Origin of the sequence: Heliophilum fasciatum (assembly GCF_004341395.1) — a bacterium.
In the GTDB taxonomy this organism is placed as follows: domain Bacteria; phylum Bacillota; class Desulfitobacteriia; order Heliobacteriales; family Heliobacteriaceae; genus Heliophilum; species Heliophilum fasciatum.
The window spans coordinates 66,029-83,415 of sequence record NZ_SLXT01000009.1; the positions used below are offsets into that span (position 1 = coordinate 66,029).

Annotated in this window: 14 protein-coding genes; all 14 read left to right on the forward strand. The window is 49.5% G+C overall.

What is annotated here, in order from left to right:
* The first annotated feature begins 9 nt into the window (after positions 1-9).
* The 14 genes from EDD73_RS06635 (at position 10) to EDD73_RS06700 (ending at position 17,292) form a co-directional block, all read left to right on the forward strand.
* Complete coding sequence (locus EDD73_RS06635; RefSeq protein ID WP_131918998.1) at positions 10-3,684, forward strand: PolC-type DNA polymerase III; 3,675 nt, start codon at positions 10-12, stop codon at positions 3,682-3,684.
* Positions 3,685-3,971: 287 nt separating this feature from the next.
* On the forward strand, positions 3,972-4,436 hold the full coding sequence (locus tag EDD73_RS06640) for a ribosome maturation factor RimP (RefSeq protein ID WP_131918999.1): 465 nt from the start codon (positions 3,972-3,974) through the stop codon (positions 4,434-4,436).
* Between the two features lie 32 nt (positions 4,437-4,468).
* Entirely contained in the window at positions 4,469-5,710 is a 1,242-nt protein-coding gene (gene nusA / locus EDD73_RS06645) for a transcription termination factor NusA (protein WP_131919000.1), read from the forward strand.
* A gap of 17 nt (positions 5,711-5,727) precedes the next feature.
* The gene (gene rnpM / locus EDD73_RS06650) at positions 5,728-6,000 is read left to right on the forward strand and encodes an RNase P modulator RnpM (RefSeq protein ID WP_131919001.1); all 273 of its coding nucleotides are present in this window, start codon (positions 5,728-5,730) and stop codon (positions 5,998-6,000) included.
* Positions 5,997-6,308: a L7Ae/L30e/S12e/Gadd45 family ribosomal protein gene (locus EDD73_RS06655; protein WP_131919002.1), complete on the forward strand. Its 312-nt coding sequence runs from the start codon at positions 5,997-5,999 to the stop codon at positions 6,306-6,308. The genes rnpM and EDD73_RS06655 overlap by 4 nt, the downstream gene beginning before the upstream one ends.
* 30 nt (positions 6,309-6,338) lie before the next feature.
* Entirely contained in the window at positions 6,339-9,509 is a 3,171-nt protein-coding gene (gene infB / locus EDD73_RS06660; protein WP_131919003.1) for a translation initiation factor IF-2, read from the forward strand.
* A gap of 12 nt (positions 9,510-9,521) precedes the next feature.
* Positions 9,522-9,899, forward strand: a complete 378-nt coding sequence (gene rbfA / locus EDD73_RS06665) for a 30S ribosome-binding factor RbfA (protein ID WP_131919004.1) — start codon at positions 9,522-9,524, stop codon at positions 9,897-9,899.
* Positions 9,868-10,878: a DHH family phosphoesterase gene (locus EDD73_RS06670; protein WP_131919005.1), complete on the forward strand. Its 1,011-nt coding sequence runs from the start codon at positions 9,868-9,870 to the stop codon at positions 10,876-10,878. Before rbfA ends, EDD73_RS06670 begins: the two co-directional genes overlap by 32 nt.
* A gap of 72 nt (positions 10,879-10,950) precedes the next feature.
* On the forward strand, positions 10,951-11,799 hold the full coding sequence (truB, locus tag EDD73_RS06675) for a tRNA pseudouridine(55) synthase TruB (RefSeq protein ID WP_243116821.1): 849 nt from the start codon (positions 10,951-10,953) through the stop codon (positions 11,797-11,799).
* Between the two features lie 8 nt (positions 11,800-11,807).
* Positions 11,808-12,779, forward strand: a complete 972-nt coding sequence (locus EDD73_RS06680; RefSeq protein ID WP_131919007.1) for a bifunctional riboflavin kinase/FAD synthetase — start codon at positions 11,808-11,810, stop codon at positions 12,777-12,779.
* A 147-nt stretch (positions 12,780-12,926) separates the two neighbouring features.
* Positions 12,927-13,190 carry a 30S ribosomal protein S15 gene (rpsO, locus tag EDD73_RS06685; protein ID WP_207668830.1) on the forward strand — a complete coding sequence of 88 codons (264 nt, stop codon included), beginning with the start codon at positions 12,927-12,929 and terminating at the stop codon, positions 13,188-13,190.
* 85 nt (positions 13,191-13,275) lie between these two features.
* On the forward strand, positions 13,276-15,468 hold the full coding sequence (locus tag EDD73_RS06690; RefSeq protein ID WP_131919009.1) for a polyribonucleotide nucleotidyltransferase: 2,193 nt from the start codon (positions 13,276-13,278) through the stop codon (positions 15,466-15,468).
* Positions 15,469-15,575: 107 nt separating this feature from the next.
* Positions 15,576-16,364 (forward strand): polysaccharide deacetylase family protein, encoded by a 789-nt coding sequence (locus EDD73_RS06695; RefSeq protein ID WP_165876356.1) that lies wholly within the window; start codon positions 15,576-15,578, stop codon positions 16,362-16,364.
* Between the two features lie 67 nt (positions 16,365-16,431).
* Positions 16,432-17,292 (forward strand): D-alanyl-D-alanine carboxypeptidase family protein, encoded by an 861-nt coding sequence (locus tag EDD73_RS06700; protein ID WP_131919011.1) that lies wholly within the window; start codon positions 16,432-16,434, stop codon positions 17,290-17,292.
* Positions 17,293-17,387 lie beyond the last annotated feature (95 nt).

The following is a 17,387-nucleotide window of genomic DNA, read 5'->3' on the forward strand; positions in this document are numbered from 1 at the left end:
AGGAAAAGCATGAGTGGTTTGGTTTGTGACCGTTCCGCACAGTCACCGCAAGAGGTACCGCTTCTCAGAAACGACCTGAAGGTCGTACAGGTCGTAGTCTTGCGTCGTCAAGTTGCTTGGCAAGTTCATGTACAAGCAGCCCAACCATGGACAGAAAAAGCGTTACAGCAACTGGAGACATGCATTCGCTCGCATGTTCCGGCATTATCGAATGTGTTTTTGGTTATGCACTGTACCGTAGATAACTTGGAATCCTTGATTGGTCCTTATTGGGAATGCTGGGTTTGTACAGCCGTCAAAGAAAGCAATCCTTTTGTCCGGACGACCTTGCTCGGCACAAAGCGACAAATCAAAGATCAAAAGATCATCTTGGCGCTTCCTCCGGCGCAAGCTGATTTTTTGCGCTCTCGCCAGTGTATTCCCGAATTAGTTCGCTTTGCTCAGCAGACCTTTGGACGTACCATCGATATTTGCCTGGAAGAAGTGCAAGTTGCCGACGATACCGAATATTTTGAAGCCCGGCAACAAGAGGAAAAACGTCTCTTGGCTCAGGTTTGCCCATTGCCAACGGAAGCTACCGCTAAGAATGAAGCTAAACCGGTACCGGCGAATGGGCCGATTTACGGTAAGGCCATCAATGATGGGGCCGTAGCCATTAGCACCATCGAAGATGAAGAGCGTAGCGTGATCATTCAAGGGCGCGTTTTTGACTTGGATACGCGTGAGATGAAATCCGGACGCCGCTTGATCACTTTTGCTGTCACCGATGAGACGAATTCGATTGCGGTCAAAGTCTTTGAAGGGGAAAAAGAAGATCTTTTAGCTGATGGCCGCTTGAAGAAAAATGCTTGGGTTAAGGTACGCGGCAGCGTGCAAATGGATAAGTATTCGCAAGAGTTAACGGTGTTAGCTCGCGATATTGTCCCGGCGCAGCCGGTGATTGGCCGCATGGATCAGGCGGAGCAGAAGCGCATTGAGCTTCATGCCCATACTAAGATGAGTACGATGGATGCTGTTGTTTCCACGGGGGAACTGGTAGCACGTGCCGCTGCTTGGGGCCATGCAGCTGTAGCGATTACCGATCATGGCGTAGTGCAATCGTTTCCCGAAGCCTACGAAGCTGGGCAGAAGCACAAGATCAAGATCATCTATGGTGTGGAAGGTTACCTTGTCGAAGAACCGCCGCAAGCTGGTGTAAAGTTTAAGTCCTACCACATTATCTTGCTCGTTAAAAACATGACGGGACTGAAAAACCTTTATAAATTGATCACTCATTCTCATTTGGATTATTTTCATCGTCGACCGCGCATGCCCCGTGCGTTGATCGAGCAATACCGTGAAGGGTTAATTATCGGTAGCGCTTGTGAAGCCGGTGAAGTTTTTCAAGCATTGCTGCAGGAAAAAACGCCTGATGAGCTGGCGGCGATTGCTTCGTTTTATGACTACCTGGAAATTCAACCGATCGGCAATAACCAGTTTTTGGTTCGTAATGGGCAAGTGACGGATGAGCAAGGGTTACGCTGTTTGAACCAGCGCATTGTCGAATTAGGCGCAACATTACAAAAACCAGTTTGTGCGACTGGGGACGTCCATTTCATGGATGCTAAGGATGAAGTATTCCGACGTATTTTGATGGCTGGGAAAGGATTTGCGGATGCAGAAGATCAACCACCTCTTTATTTTCGCACCACTGAGGAAATGCTCGAGGAGTTTGCTTATCTGAATCCGGAGCGGGCCAAACAAGTGGTTATCGACGGTCCCGCTTGGGTAGCAGACCAAGTCGAAGTGATTAAGCCGATTCCCGATGAACTGTACCCGCCGATTATTGACGGTGCTGAAGAACAAATCCGCGAGATGTCGGAAAATAAAGCGGCTGAACTTTATGGAGCCACCTTACCGGAACCGGTACGCAAGCGCTTGGATAAAGAACTGAATTCGATCATCACTCATGGTTTTTCTGTGTTGTATTTGATTGCTCATAAATTGGTTAAAAAGTCGAATGACGATGGCTACCTCGTTGGTTCTCGTGGTTCCGTCGGTTCTTCCTTAGTAGCGACTTTTACAGGAATTACGGAAGTCAATCCCTTGCCGCCGCACTATCGTTGCATGCATTGCTTGTACAGTGACTTTATCATGGATGGTTCTTATGCTTGTGGTGCCGATTTACCCGATCGCGATTGTCCGACCTGCGGCAAACCGTTGATCAAAGACGGCCACGATATTCCTTTTGAAACTTTCTTGGGTTTTGAAGGCGATAAAGTACCGGACATTGATTTAAACTTCTCTGGCGATTATCAACCGCGTGCTCACAAATACACAGAAGAGCTCTTTGGCAAGGACTATGTTTTCCGGGCTGGTACAATTTCGACGATTGCTGAGCGTACTGCCTTTGGTTTTGTCAAAAATTATGTCGATGAAAAGAAACATAAAGTCCGCAGTGCTGAGTTATCACGGTTAGTTTCCGGTTGTTCCGGTGTCAAGCGTACAACCGGTCAGCACCCTGGCGGTTTGATGGTTGTGCCGCGTGATGAAGACATTCATAACTTTACGCCGTTACAACGCCCTGCTGATGATACTAAGTCCGATACGATCACGACGCACTTTGATTACCACTCGATCTCCAGCCGCCTGGTTAAGCTGGATATTCTCGGTCATGACGATCCCACGGTGATTCGCATGCTCGAAGACCTTACCGGTGTTGATGCCAAGCAGATTCCCTTGGATGAATCCAAAACCATGTCTTTGTTTTCATCAACAGAGGCATTAGGTGTAACACCGGAACAGATTCGTTCCAATACAGGCACCTACGGCATCCCCGAATTTGGCACGAAATTTGTTCGCCAGATGCTGGAGGATACTAAGCCCAAGACGTTTTCGGAATTGGTGCGGATCTCTGGTTTTTCCCATGGTACCGATGTATGGCTAAATAATGCTCAGGATCTGATTCGCAATAAGATCTGCCGTGTTAATGACGCCATCTCGACACGGGACGACATCATGGTGTATTTGATCTATCAGGGTTTACCTCCCAAAAAAGCTTTCTCGATCATGGAAGGTGTCCGTAAGGGCAAGGGCGTAAAGCCTGACGATGAAGCGTTAATGCGTGAACATAAAGTACCTGATTGGTATATTGATTCTTGTAAAAAAATCAAATACATGTTTCCTAAAGCTCACGCAGTGGCCTATGTGACGATGGCTTTTCGTATTGCTTATTTCAAGGTTTACTACCCCTTAGCCTTTTACGCTTCCTTCTTTACTGTCCGAGCTGACGAGTTTGATGCCGACTTAATCTGTGGTGGTGCATCGCATGTACGCCGATTAATTGAAGACATTGATCGTAAAGGCAACGAAGCATCGACGAAAGAGAAAACGATGCTGACCATCTTAGAGATGGCCCTGGAGATGTATGAGCGCGGTTTTCAAATGCATCGTGTTGATCTGCAGCGCTCCCATGCAAGCAAGTTTCTGATTGAAGGCAATGGTTTGCGACCGCCTCTCGGGGGATTGCCTGGAGTAGGTGTGGCGGCGGCCCAAAATATCATGCAAGCACGGGATGAAGCACCGGTTATTTCGATTGAAGATTTACGTATTCGCAGTCGTAGCAGTAAAACTGTGATCGAAGCGCTCGAAAAACACGGTGCCTTAGAAGGATTGTGCCTTACTGATCAAATCTGCTTGTTCTGACCTTGCATTGGATGAATTGGCGTGCTATACTAGTTTTGGTGTATAACCTGACTATTTGTAGGGATTTGGCTTCCTGTCCGGTGCTTGAAGTGTTATTCATGCTGTTGCTTTGAAGGAGTGGGTCTAACCCACTCTTTCCATTTGTTACGGTATCTCTTCATCGCCCAACATAGCCTTTACCGATATGGATAAACTAATCAGAAGTCACGTTGAAGCTCAAGCGCGTCAATCGCGGGAAGAATGATTGGCCATGATGAAGTGAGCAACAGATTGAGGAGGGTCGTTAGTTGGCAGGTAAGATCAATATTGAGCAGCAAGTGAGCGAATGGCTTCAACCAATCCTCGATGAGTTAGGCTTGGAATTGGTTGATGTAGAGTGGCTCAAGGAAGGAGGCGCATGGTATCTTCGGATATTTGTTGATAAAGAGGAAGGCATTGATCTCGATGATTGTCAGGAAGTGAGCCGGCGGTTAGACGAGATTCTGGAGCGCGAGGACCCCGTTCCCCAAGCCTATTCGCTGGAAGTATCCTCGCCGGGGATTGAACGTCCCTTAAAGAAAGATCGTGATTTTGAGCGATTTGCAGGCAGTGCTGTGCGCATCACTACATTTGTGCCCATTGGGAACACCAAAGAGCATATTGGTAACTTGATTGCGAAGACAGATGAAGGAATCCGGATTGAGCAAAAAGGGGGCGAATTGTTAATTCCCTTAGCTCAAGTTGCGTCAGCGCGCTTATATGTTCAATTTTAAAGACGATCAAAAGCCTAGTAGGAGGATAATCCATGAACGTCGATTTTCTGGAGGCTCTCCAGGACCTCGAACGTGAACGAGGTATATCTAAGGATATACTTATCGAAGCGATTGAAGCTGCATTAATTTCTGCGTATAAAAAGAACTTCAACCAGCTCCAAAATGTTCGCGTTCAAATTGACCGCACCACCGGTGAAATAAAAGTCTATTCCCGTCGAACTGTAGTTGAAGAGGTGCTTGATCCACGCATGGAGATTTCCTTGCAAGAATCTCGCGCCATTCATCCCGGTTATCAGGTGAATGACATCATCGATACAGAAGTTACACCTAAGACCTTTGGTCGGATTGCTGCCCAGACGGCAAAGCAAGTCGTCGTTCAACGTATCCGCGAAGCTGAACGGGGTATGATTTTCGAAGAGTTTTCGAGTAAAGAAGGCGACATTGTCAGCGGTACGGTGCAGCGTATCGAAGCCAAAAATGTCTTTGTTGATCTTGGCCGAGTCGAAGCGTTGCTCAGTGTAGCAGAACAAATGGCAGGCGAGCAGTACCGCCATAATGATCGGATTAAAGCCTATATTGTTGAAGTGAAAAAGACGAACAAAGGGCCCCAAGTCATGATCTCCCGTACTCATCCCGGATTGTTGAAACGCTTGTTTGAGTTTGAGGTTCCGGAAATCCAAAACGGCACTGTCGAATTGAAAGCGGCTTCGCGGGAAGCCGGCGCTCGTTCGAAAATCGCTGTGTACTCAAAAGATGAGACCGTCGATCCAGTTGGTGCTTGTGTTGGTCCTAAAGGAATGCGTGTGCAAGCTGTAGTCAGTGAATTGCGGGGCGAAAAAATCGACATTGTCAAATGGAGCGCCAATCCTTCTGTTTTTGTAGCCAATGCGCTGAGTCCGGCGAAAGTTACATCCGTACAGATCGATGAGCAGGAAAAAGTTGCTCGCGTTGTAGTTCCCGACTATCAATTGTCACTGGCGATTGGTAAAGAAGGACAGAACGCACGCTTGGCGGCCAAACTGACCGGTTGGAAAATTGATATCAAAAGTGAAAGTCAAGCCCGGAATTTGCCATCGGATCAGTTTGCAGCCAATTATGAAGAACATGATGAAGCCTACGATGACGAATATGATGATCAGTACACTGATGAAGAATATGATGAAACCTACGATGAAGCTTATGATGATGCAGAATATGACGAATCAGAATATGATGATTTCAACGAAGACGATGACACCGTTGAAAATGATGTGATCGCCACGAAGCGGGCCTAGGGCGGAGGAATATAAGCATGGTACGACCCAAAAAGATTCCTCAGCGCATGTGCGTCGGTTGTGGCGTCATGAAAGAAAAAAAAGCGATGACACGCGTTGTCAGAACGCCGGAAGGCGAAGTGCTTATTGACCCCACAGGAAAAAAATCAGGGCGCGGCGCTTACTTATGTCTCGATCAAGAATGTTTACTGAAAGCGACCAAAGCGAAACGATTAGAAAAAGCGTTACGTCAGCCGATTTCAGCGGATATTTATGATACCTTAAAAACCCAATTGGGTACGTTATCATGAGTACGGAAAAAGTCATGGGGCTACTCGGCTTTGCCCGTCGTTCCCAGAAAACCGCTTCGGGAGATGCAACCGTTGAAGCGTTCTTAAAGAAAGGCAAGGTGCATTTGCTAATCCTTGCCGATGATGCATCACCGGGTATCAGCAAAAAACTTCAGTTCTGGTGTGAAGATCTCGGAGTACCCGTGCAACGTTTTGGCTCAAAAACCGCTCTCGGCCTTGCTTTGGGGCAGTCAGCTCGATCAGCGGTGGCGATACTGGATGAGGGATTTGCCCAGGCGATACGAAAGGCGTTGTCGGATGACTCGTAGTGACGAGTATGATTTGACGGGGGTGGCAGAATGGTCAAAAAAAGAATATTTGAGTTAGCCCGAGATATGAATGTTGACAGTAAAACCTTGTTAAACAAGCTTAATGACTTAGGTATTAATATCCATAACGCATTAAGTACGATTGATGATAAAGAAATTGAAAGGGTTCGACCCTATTTTAAGAAAAATGGAGGCAACATGCCTACGGATATGCCAAATGAAAAACAAAATGAAGTAAAAGCTGTTAAAGAAAATACAGCCAATGAAGTTATCCAACATAATTCAGTAGAAAAACGCAATGAAGCTGCTGGCGAAGCCGGAGAAAAAGGGCCTGCTCGCCCTAATGAAGTAAATAACCAGCCTACCCGGACGGCACGTCCGGAAGGCGGTCGGCCGCCACGTTCCCAAAGTGGTCCATCAACTCGTCCGGAAGGATCTCGTCCACCCCGTGCAGAAGGTCAAGGACCCCGTGGACCGCGTCCGGAAGGGCAAGGCTTTGCGCCCCGTGGACCTCGCCCGGAGGGTCAAGGACCGCAGGGACCGCGTCCGGAAGGGCAAGGCTTTGCGCCTCGTGGACCTCGACCGGAGGGCCAAGGACCGCAGGGACCGCGTCCGGAAGGGCAAGGCTTTGCGCCCCGTGGACCCCGTCCGGAGGGTCAGGGACCCCGCCCAGAGGGTCAAGGCTCCCGTGGACCCCGTCCGGAGGGCCAAGGGCCCCGTGGACCACGCCCGGAAGGCCAAGGCCCCCGTGGACCCCGTCCGGAGGGCCAAGGGCCCCGTGGACCACGCCCGGAAGGCCAAGGCCCCCGTGGACCCCGTCCGGAGGGCCAAGGGCCTCGTGGACCTCGTCCGGAAGGCCAAGGACCCCGTGGACCTCGTCCGGAAGGACAAGGCTTTGCACCCCGTGGACCGCGTCCGGAAGGGCAGGGTTTTGCGCCCCGTGGACCGCGTCCGGAAGGGCAAGGCTTTGCGCCCCGTGGACCTCGTCCGGAAGGGCAAGGCTTTGCGCCCCGTGGACCGCGTCCGGAAGGGCAAGGCTTTGCACCCCGTGGACCGCGTCCGGAAGGCCAAGGCTTTGCGCCCCGTGGACCGCGTCCGGAAGGGCAAGGCTTTGCGCCCCGTGGACCGCGTCCGGAAGGGCAAGGCTATGGACCCCGACCTGCCGGTCAAGGTGGCTATCCGCCCCGACCTGCAGGAGCACGTCCACCGATGGGTGCAGGTCGTCCCGGTGGTGGTCGCCCCCTCAACAAAACAGCGATTCCCAAACCACCGGAAGTCGCTGAGCCGCCGAAGAAAGATGGCCGTCAACGCCATGCTAACCATAAAATGCAAGGGCCGAAAGAACAAAGCTCACGCTATGACGATAAGCCAGGCGCCAAGCTCATTCACCCGCGCAACCAAGGAAAAGGTAAGAAAACAATCCGTGACTTTGAACAAGAGTTGCCGAAACATATCGTAATTGATGAGTCGGTAACCGTCTTGGAACTGTCACAAGCTATGGGTAAATCCGTAACGGATATTATCAAAAAGTTAATGACCCTCGGTGTGATGGCCACCATCAACCAAGAAATTGACAGCGATACCTGCTCCATTTTGGCAGCCGATTGGGGCATTACCGTTGATGTCAAAAAAGCGGTAACAGCGGAAGATATTCTGGGTGAAGAACCGGAAGAAGAAGAAGCCCACCTCATCCACCGTCCGCCTGTAGTCACCGTCATGGGACACGTTGACCACGGTAAAACCTCCTTGCTCGATGCGATTCGTTCAACCAATGTAATGGCGTCGGAAGCCGGCGGTATTACCCAGCACATCGGTGCTTACCAAGTTGAAATCGATGACAAAAAAATCACCTTCCTTGATACACCCGGTCACGAAGCTTTTACAGCCATGCGTGCCCGTGGTGCCCAAGTTACCGACGTAGCCATCTTGGTGGTTGCTGCTGATGACGGGGTGATGCCGCAAACGATCGAAGCGATTAACCATGCCAAAGCAGCAGGCGTACCGATCGTTGTTGCTATTAATAAAATCGATAAGCCCGGTGCCAATCCTGACAAAGTAAAGCAAGAACTGACCGAACACGGCCTTGTCGTCGAAGAGTGGGGCGGCGATACAATCGCTGTTCCTGTATCAGCCAAGGCTCGTCTGAATATTGAGCAGTTGCTTGATATGATCTTGCTGGTAGCCGAAGTTCAAGACTTAAAAGCTAACCCTGATCGGGAAGCCCGCGGCACTGTTGTCGAAGCTAAGCTTGATAAGGGACGCGGTCCGGTGGCAACCGTTTTAGTTCAACGGGGCACATTGGAAGTAGGCGATTTGATCGTTGCTGGTTTTAGCACCGGTAAAGTTCGGGCCATGATCGATGATAAAGGGCGGCGGGTACGCAAAGCCGGTCCTTCGACGCCTGTCGAAGTTTTGGGGCTTTCTGATGTACCGCAAGCCGGCGACACTTTTGCGGCCGTTGTTGATGAAAAGCTGATCAAACAAGTACTGGCCGAGCGGATCAACAAGCGCAAGGAAGAAGAACAAAAACGCACTTCGAAAGTTTCCTTGGATGATCTGTTCAAACAAATCAAAGAAGGCCAGATCAAAGACCTCAATGTTATCGTCAAAGCTGATGTACAGGGCTCGGTAGAAGCGGTCAAAGGTGCCATGGAGCGCTTGTCGACGGACGAAGTGCGCGTCAATTGTGTGCACGGTGGTGTTGGTGCGATCACGGAAACCGATGTGATGTTAGCGGCCGCTTCTAATGCGTTAATCATTGGCTTCAATGTACGGCCTGATGCGCAAACACGGCGGGCTGCAGAACTGCAAAGCGTCGATATTCGCACCTATCGCGTGATTTACGATGCCCTCGATGACATCAAAGCAGCCATGTCGGGACTGTTAGATCCAGAGAAAAAAGAAAAGATCCTCGGTCATGCTGAAGTGCGACAAACCTTCAAAGTTCCTAAGGCTGGCGTGATTGCCGGCTGTTATGTCACCGATGGCAAGATTGTACGCAATGCGGAAGTACGCGTAATTCGCGATGGTATCGTCATTCACGAAGGCAAAATGGAGTCGCTCCGCCGCTTCAAAGATGATGTTAAAGAAGTGGCCGAAAGCTATGAATGCGGGATTGGCATCGAGAAGTTCAATGATTTGAAAGAAAACGATACGATCGAAGCATTTATTATCGAAGAAGTTGAGCGACACATCAAGTAGGGAGGAAAAACCATGTCAGGACACCGCGTGGCTCGGATGTCCGAGGAGATCAAGCGCGAGTTAGCACGTCTTTTACGGGACGAGATGAAAGACCCGCGTCTCGGTTTTGTTTCGGTAACAGCGGTGGAAGTCTCTAAGGACATCCGCCATGCCAACGTGTTTGTCAGTGTACTGGGTAAAGAAGAGGAACGTAAAAATTCGCTGGCCGCTTTAAAGCAGGCCAGCGGGTTCTTGCGTTCAGAACTGGCCCAAGCCATATCAGCACGCTATATTCCCGAGCTTGTATTTATTTTTGACCCGTCCATTGAACGGGGAACTCGTATAGCTGAATTGTTACACAGTGTCGAAGGGACGAATCATGAACACCACAACAACGACCGGCCCGAGTGAATTGCTTGATTCGATTGTGACGGTGCTTACGGAAGCCAAAAAAGTATTGGTTGTTGCCCATTTGATCCCTGACGGTGACACACTCGGTTCTTTGAGCGCTTTGCTTTCAGCATTCGGCGCTCAAGGAATCGAAGCCGTTGGTTGTTGCGATGATGCCGTTCCACGGATCTATCGTTTCTTACCCGGAATGGAGCAGGTTTATCGGCCAGAGTCCATGCCAGCCGGTCCCTTTGATGTTGTGGTTGTTGTTGATTGTGGCGATCTTGGCCGTGTCGGAAATGTACGACCTTGGTTGGAGAAAGCGGATAAGGTAGTCAATATCGACCATCATGTGGGCAATACCGCCTTTGGCCAGATCAATTGGTTAGATCCTTCAGCAGCAGCAACAGGCGAAATGATCCTTACGTTAATTGAACATGCCCAATGGCCGATTGATGAACAAATCGCCACAGCGCTGTACACATCCTTAGTGACCGATACAGGATCCTTTCGTTTTTCCAACACCACGCCAATGACGATGCGCAGAGCGGCTTTATTGCGCGAGCGGGGAGCCGAAGTTAACCGGATTACCAGTGAGATTTATGAACGGCGATCTCTCGCTTCATTACGCATTTTGGCTGCCGCATTGCCGACGATGACATTGTCGGCAGATGGCCGTATTGCTTGGTTATCGGTCAGTATCAGTGATATGGAACGTTTTGGCGCAGTTCAAGAAGATCTAGAAGGATTGATCGATTACCCTCGTTCGATTGATGGTGTGGAAATCGCGATTTTGTTTCGTCAACTTGATGCGCAACATGTGAAAGTGGGTTTGCGGTCGACCGGTGCTGCCGATGTGAATGCAGTGGCAAGGCAGTTTGGCGGTGGCGGTCATCGCAAAGCGGCCGGGTGTACTTTTATTGGTGGCCTGGAACCAGCAGTAGCTGCTGTAGTACCGGCTGTTCAACAGGTCTTAACGCCTGGGCCGCTTGAAAGGTAAGGTGACCTTGTGTCGCTCTGTGGTCTTGTTAATGTTCTTAAGCCGCCGCAAATGACATCTCATGATGTTGTCATGCGTGTTCGGCGTTTTTTGCGTGAAAAACGAATTGGTCACCTAGGGACGTTAGATCCTGATGCTGCCGGCGTGTTACCGGTGGCAGTGGGGCAGGCCACACGGATCGTCGAGTTTTTTGCCGAACAACCCAAAAGCTACCGGGGACAGCTTTGTCTAGGCGTAACGACTACCAGTCAAGATTCCACAGGCCAACCGCTGGTGGTTCAGCAAGTTCCCATGCTGAGTCGAGAACAACTACACAACGCTCTCCAAGCTTTTACCGGTCCGATCGAACAAATGCCACCGATGGTTTCTGCTGTCTCGGTTCAAGGAAAACGGCTCTATGAGTACGCTCGCCAGGGCATTGAAGTTGAGCGTGCGAAACGTCCGGTGACCATTTATGAAATTACAGTTGTAGATTTTGATGAAGCAGCGCCGGAAACAATTGTGCTTGACGTAATTTGTTCCTCCGGAACTTATGTACGTACGCTTTTCCATGATATCGGTCAGTACCTTGGTTGTGGCGCTCACATGGGCTGGTTAATTCGCACGCAAAGCGGACCTTTTGCAATCGAAGAGGCGTTGTCCCTGGAGTGCTTGCAGGAAGCCGGTGCATCGATCCAACTGCTTTCGATGTATGACAGTTTAGCTCACCTGGAAGCGGTGGAAGTCCCTTTAACGCGCCTATCAGCCTTACAGCAAGGGCTAAGTCAATATCTACCCCAAAGCGATTGGGTAGAAGGGCAATGGGTTCGCTTCCATCGTGATCAACAACTGCTCGCCTTGGGCCAGGTAAGTTATCAAGAGAAGCGCTGGATCGGTCAGCCGCGTAAAGTGTTTCATGAAGGGCAGAATATGCCAAGGTAGGGTGGAGTATGAAGACCATCATCTACAACGGTCCATTAGACAAGCATTACTCGTCCGTCCATGTTGCCCTGGGTAATTTTGACGGTGTACATCTTGGCCATCAGCGCTTGATTCAAGAGTTGGTAAAAGATGCACGCCGGCACGATGGAACGGCAATTGTGGCTACTTTTGATCCTCACCCGCTACGCGTGATGCGTACTAATAATCCACCGAAAATGCTAACACCGACCTTGGTCAAAGCGTCACTCATCAGTCAGTTAGGTGTTGATCTTGTCCTGCTACTTCCTTTTGATACCTCATTGGCACAGATGACGCCAGAAACATTTGTAGATACCGTTTTGGCCAAACATTTGCGCGCGCAACTGGTCGTTGTTGGTTTTAACTATTCTTTTGGACATGGCGGCAAAGGAACACCGCAACGCTTGTGGGAACTGGGACGGCATCATCATATGCGCGTGAAAGTGATCGATGAAGTAACCCTTGGGGGTGTCACGGTCAGTTCCACGCGCATTCGTGAATTAATGGCGTTAGGGGAAGTGGAACAAGCAGGCGAACTGCTGGGCTATGCGCCGATCCTTCAAGGTAAGGTTGTTACTGGTGAACAACGAGGAAGAACGATGGGCTTTCCAACAGCTAACTTACAGGTAGCACCGGAACAATTTACTCCCGGACATGGTGTTTACACGGCCTGGGTAAACGGGGGCCCTTTATCACCGGCCGGTTTGATGGCTGTTGTCAATATCGGAACGAAACCGACCTTTACCAAAGAGATGGTAGAAACGATTGAAGCCCATATTCCTGATTTTTCTGGTGATCTTTACGGACAGACCTTGACAGTACACTTGCTCAAGCGCATACGTCCGGAAAAACGCTTTCGCTGTATGGAGCAGTTAATTGATCAGATTGAACAGGATATTTTTCTTGCCCGCCAGCATGTTCGTACTGATGATTTGGCACCGTTATCCCTGAAAGTCTTATAAACTTACCTATAACTTTCCTTTACTTATGGAATTGTTTGTGATAAGATAGTTGATGGTTATAAGGACCTCAAGCTCGGGTGGCCGACACCTCCGGCGGCATGCTGGGTTTGGGGAGACAAACCAAAAAGGAGGTGAACTAGGATGGCACTGGAAAAGAATGTAAAACAAGATCTGATCTCCAAGTTTCAGCAGCATGAGCGGGACACCGGATCGCCGGAAGTTCAAATCGCCATCCTGACGAAACGTATCAACGATTTGACGACGCATCTGAAGGCAAACAAAAAAGATCATCATTCGCGTCGTGGTCTGTTGAAAATGGTTGGTCAGCGTCGTGGTCTGCTTAACTATCTGAAAAAATCGGATGTCGAGCGATATCGTAAGGTGATTGTTGAATTAGGTTTACGGCACTAAGCCGAAAAGGAGAGCGGGTATTCACCCGTTCTTTTTCTTTTTATTCCCTGACTTCTTTTTTTCATGGAAGGAAATACTAAACTATATGTCGAATCTTAGTAGCGATAGAGAGAGGAGGACCGCAACAGTGCAAACGTTTTCGATGGAGATTGGCGGTCGCACATTGTCAATTGAGACAGGTCGTGTGGCCAAGCAAGCTGGTGGTTCCGTGATGGCCCGTTATGGTGATACCGTTGTATTAGTAGCGGCGACAGCTTCCAAGGAGCCCCGTCCAGGTATCGACTTTTTTCCTTTAACGGTAGATTATGAAGAACGACTTTATGCGGTCGGCAAGATTCCCGGAGGATTTATTAAACGGGAAGGCCGTCCTACAGAGAAAGCGATCTTATCGTCACGATTGATCGATCGACCGATTCGACCGTTATTCCCCAAAGGATTTCGTAATGACGTACAAGTTGTAGCGACCGTTCTTTCAGTGGATCAAGATTGCCAACCGGAAATCGTCGCGATGATTGGTGCTTCGGCAGCCTTAATGCTCTCCGATGTTCCTTTTGAAGGGCCGATCGGTGGTGTGATTGTGGGGCGGATTGACGGTCAACTGGTCATCAACCCTAGTGTCCAAGAAGCCGAGAAGAGTGATATGCATCTCGTTGTGGCTGGGACCAAAGATGCCGTGATGATGGTGGAAGCCGGTGCGAATGAGGTGCCGGAAGATGAAATGATTGAAGCGATCATGTTTGGCCATGATCAGATCCGTCAGATTGTAGAATTCCAGGAAAGCATTGCTGCTACGTCCGGTAAAGAAAAACGGGAACTCAAGCTCCATGCTGTTGATGAAGAACTGGCTGCCCGTGTGCGCGAGTTTGCCCAGGAACAACTGGAAGCTGCTGTGCGCAACCCTGAGAAGCTGGCACGGCAAGATGATATCTCCCGTGTCAATCAAGCCACCCTTGATGCGTTGCTGCCGGACTTTCCCGATCAAGAAAAAAGCATTCGTGAAGTGCTTGAATCGATTGTGAAAAAGATTGTGCGACGTATGATCACTGTGGAGAAGGCACGACCGGACGGACGAGATCTCACCGAGATCCGACCGATAACGGTGGAAGTAGGTATCTTACCGCGTACCCACGGTAGCGGTTTGTTCACACGGGGCCAAACCCAGGTATTGAATATCTGCACCCTGGGTACCATCAGTGACCTCCAGATTCTCGACGGCTTAGGCATGGAAGAATCCAAACGCTATATTCATCACTATAATTTCCCTTCGTACAGTGTCGGTGAAACGCGGCCGATGCGTGGACCGGGCCGTCGTGAGATCGGTCATGGTGCCTTGGCAGAGCGGGCGTTATTGCCGGTGATTCCTTCGGAAGAACAATTCCCCTATACGATTCGCTTGGTCTCCGAAGTGCTGGAATCCAACGGTTCCAGTTCGATGGCCAGTGTTTGCGGTTCTACGCTTTCGCTGATGAATGCTGGCGTACCGATCAAAGCACCGGTTGCCGGGATTGCTATGGGCCTGGTCAAAGATGATGAGCACTATGCGATTCTCTCGGACATTCAAGGAATGGAAGACCACCTGGGTGATATGGACTTTAAAGTTGCCGGTACTGCCCAAGGGATCACGGCACTCCAAATGGATATCAAGATTAAAGGTGTCGATCGCGCCATTTTGCAGCAAGCGATGAGCCAAGCTAAGGAAGGCCGCTTGTTCATCTTGAATAAAATGCTCGATGTGATTCCGGCACCGGCGAAAGAAATGTCACCTTACGCACCGCGGATCATCACCATGCAGATCGATCCTGATAAAATCCGCGAAGTGATCGGACCCGGTGGCAAGGTAATTAACAAAATCATCGCGGAAACCGGTGTTAAAATCGATATTGAAGATGACGGACGGATTTTTATCGCCGCTACGGACGATGAAGCGGCTCAAAAAGCCGTCAAGATCATTCAAAGCATTACGGCGGAAGTGGAAGTCGGCATGGTGTATACAGGCCGCGTAACCCGACTGATGAATTTTGGCGCTTTTGTTGAAGTGCTTCCCGGTAAGGAAGGCCTTGTTCACATCAGTCAATTAGCAGAAGAACGGGTCGCCAAAGTGGAAGACGTCGTTAATGTCGGCGATGTAATTACTGTCAAAGTAACGGAGATCGATAAACAAGGCCGGGTTAATCTTTCGCGTCGTGAAGTTCTGCGTGCTGCCCAAGGTAACGGTGAAACAACGGCAACACCGCGACCAGCCCGTCCGGCTGGTAACGATCGACAACCCAGAAGTTAATCATAGTCGGTAAATTAATAAAGGTTTCGATAAACCGAGGTGACTCGGTTTATTATTTTTTTCCCTCCTTGCGCATAAAAATGAAGGTAAGCAAGGGGGAAAGAATGATGAAGGTATTTTGGATCCGGGTCAAGTGGCTACGCTACGGTGTACTGACGGGAATATCATTGGCGGGCCTTTGGGCGCTCAGTTATCCCTTGACGGCAACCTGGTCAGATATCAAGGAGCAGTTTACTCAGTTATCAAGCCGAGAGGGCCGTTATGCCAGCGCCCCTGAATCATCTCCCTTGGCATTGGATAAAGCCGTAGAAGAAAAAGTATTGCGTTCCGGTCCGAAGGTCATGAAGGTGGCCTTAATGGTCAATGTGGATTGGGGAGAGGAATATATTGGGCCGTTGTTGACCTTACTGGAGCAACATCAAGGGCGAGTAACTTTTTTTATTACCGGACGCTTTGCTCAGACTAAACCGGAATGGGTACAAAAAATCCATGCTGCCGGTCATGAGATTGGCAACCATGGTTTTTCGCACCCCCATCCGACGCGTATCAGTGAACAAGCTAATCGAGAAGAATTGGAAAAAACAGAAGAACAATTGACGAAGATTACTGGTAAACGTTCGAACTGGTTTGCTCCGCCTTACGGAGAATATGACAGTAAAGTAGTGAATGTTGCCCAAAAACAAGGATTTCGAACGGTTCTTTGGACTGTCGATACGGCCGATTGGACGAATCCAACATCGCAACAGTGGATGGGACGAGTGCAACAAGGAATCGGTCCCGGTGCACTCGTCTTAATGCACCCGACCAAGGTCACTGTCGAGACGTTACCGGAATTACTTCGGTATTGTCAAAAGCAAGGCTGGCAGTTGGTAACCTTATCCGAATTGATGCAGTAAGCGGAACCATAAAAGACGTTGATCCGTGCCATAATAACCTCCGTGATTATCTTCGGGAGGTGTTGGCATGGCGTTTCGTTGGGTGCTTACCTGTGTTGGATTGAGTTTTTTGCTTTGGCCTGGTTCGGCGATGGCAACAACAGAAGCAGACGCCTTGGCAGTGATCGCTCCGGCAACGCCGGCAACTGCCAAAAAACAATCAGCCGTCCCGTCGGTGACGGCTGAATATGCGATTTTAATCGATGCTGCAGATCGACGGATTTTATTCGAACGGTCGGCCATGACTCCTCGCCCTCCAGCGTCAACGACCAAAATTATCACAGCGCTTCTCGGTGTAGACATGGGCGATCCAGAGGAAGAAACCATCGTCAGTCAGCACGCAGGGACAACGGGAGAGGCATCGATTCATCTTTTTCCCGGTGAACGGGTGTTATTTGGTGATTTGTTGACGGGTGCGCTGGTCAAGTCCGGTAATGATGCTTGTGTAGCTATCGCTGAACACATTGCCGGCAGCGAAGAATTTTTCGCGTTATGGATGACCACCAAAGCGCGGTTACTTGGTGCCAAGCACAGCCATTTTTATAATCCCAATGGTTTGCCCCATCGCCTCCATGTAGCCAGTGCCTACGATTTGGCTGTAGTATCGGCAGAAGCGATGCGTAAAGAAGCCTTTGCGGCGATCGTGAAGCAGCGCTATGCTACGTTAGAACATCGCCAAGGTTGGCCAAAGGAAATTAAAAATACCAATAAATTACTCTGGAGCTATCCTTTTGCTGATGGTATTAAAACAGGGACAACGAAAGCGGCCGGTGCTTGTTTGGTCGCTTCAGCAACCAAAGGGGATAAGCATCTGATTGCCGTTGTCTTGCATTCGGATGATCGTTTTGGTGACTGTCAACGTTTGCTTGAATATGGTTTTAACAAATAACATGATGGATAAAAGGATTACCTCTTAAAAAAGCGAATTACTTTACGATAATGATTCATGACCCAGCAGTAGGCATTGTGGGAATAGGGGGCAGA